The 1,488-nt window shown below is 64.9% G+C and carries 2 protein-coding genes; both read right to left on the bottom strand.

Going from position 1 to position 1,488, the window contains the following annotated elements; translation table 11 throughout:
- Positions 1-1,085: sugar ABC transporter substrate-binding protein (locus ENZ74_RS31525; RefSeq protein ID WP_164761387.1), on the bottom strand; the 1,085-nt coding region annotated here is incomplete at its 3' end.
- A gap of 63 nt (positions 1,086-1,148) precedes the next feature.
- Positions 1,149-1,488, bottom strand: a 340-nt coding sequence (locus ENZ74_RS31520) for a substrate-binding domain-containing protein (protein WP_164761386.1), incomplete at its 5' end; no start/stop codon positions are given.

Genomic DNA, 1,488 nt, shown 5'->3' with positions numbered 1-1,488 from the left:
CCCTTGGCCATGGCTTCGGCGGCGATCTGGTAGCGCGGATCGAGATCCTTCAACGCGTCCTTGGCGATGTCGCCGCGCACCGGCAGGCTTCCGTATTTGGCAAGGATGGTCTGGCCCTCGAGCGAATAGGCGAAGTCGAGGAACTCCTTCACCACGGGCAGTTTCGTGGTGCCCTTGGTGACGACGAAATTGTCGCCGCCCGCAAAGGACGACCAGCCGCTGTCCTTGCCCGGCAGGAAGGTGACGCCGTAATCGATGTCGGGATACTGGGTGTTGAGCGCGCCGATGGCAAAGGCGCCGGACGGCGAGATGCCGATATTGCCGGCGGCGAAGGCGGCAAAGAAATTGGCGCCGGTGTCGGTCTGTGCGCCTGCCGGTACCAGATCCTTCTTGACCATCGAGCGGTAGAGATCGATGGCGCCGCGCAGCTGCGGGCTGTCCAGCGTCGCCTTCGAGCCGTCTTCGCTCAGGATGTCGCCACCAGACGCCCAGATCAGGGGCGTGAAGGTGAAGATGTTGCAGCCGCCGCAATTGCCGGAGAAGTAGAAGCCCTTGATGTTGCCGCCGAGCGCGTTGACCTTCTCGGCATCGGCCGCGATCTCGGCCCAGTTGGCCGGACCTTTTTCGGGATCGAGGCCGGCCTGCTTGAACAGCTTCTTGTTCCAGATCAGCACCGAGGCGTCGGCGGAGAAGGGCAGGCCGTAAATGTGGTCTTTGTAGGTGCCGGTCTTCACATGCGCCGGCGACAGGCTGGCAAAATAGGGCAGGGACTTTGCCCAGTCGGTGATGTCCTCCAATTGGCCGGCTGCGGCGAAGGAGGGCGTGTAGATCAGGTCGAGCGACAGCGCGTCGGGCGCTGTGCCGCCGGCGGCCGCGGCACCGTATTTGGGGATGATCTCGGCATTGGGGATGATATCGAGCTTGACCTGGTTGGTGTGCGCCTTGTTGTAGGCATCGACGATCCTCGGCATGAAATTCGAACCGTCGGCGCGCACCCATATGTTGGCCGTCTCGGCGGCGGCAGTGCCGAGACCGCCGCCCAGAACGGCAGCGGCCAGGGCCAGTTTGGCAATCAGGTTCCTCATGTTCTCCTCCTCCAAGGTTGGCCGCGGTCCGCGGCTTGGCGCCGATTGCGCGGCGCTTCGTTTTCAGCCACCCGGCGGATGGCCGCATGACTGCCGCACCACCAGCCGGCACGGCAGTTTTCGAATGCCGGGCGCGGCGGGCTTGCCGCCGACCAGCGAAAGCAGGGTCAACCCGGCCTCGCGCCCGAGCGCGACCAGGTTCATGTCGACAGAGGTCAGCGGCGGGCGCGTCGCCTCGGCCACGATCTCCCAATTGTCGAAACCGATGACGCCGACATCCCTGGGGACGTCGAGGCCGCGTTCGCGCAGAGCATCGATGACGCCGCGCGCGATCTGGTCGTTGCCGCAGAAGACCGCGTCCGGCCTTTCGCTTTTGCCGTCGAACAGTTGCGCAACCGCCTGG

This window comes from Mesorhizobium sp. M7A.F.Ca.CA.002.15.2.1 (assembly GCF_003998715.1).
Taxonomy (GTDB): Bacteria; Pseudomonadota; Alphaproteobacteria; order Rhizobiales; family Rhizobiaceae; genus Mesorhizobium; species Mesorhizobium ciceri.
Note: the sequence above shows the minus strand (reverse complement) of the source record. Positions and strands in the feature narration are given on the sequence as shown.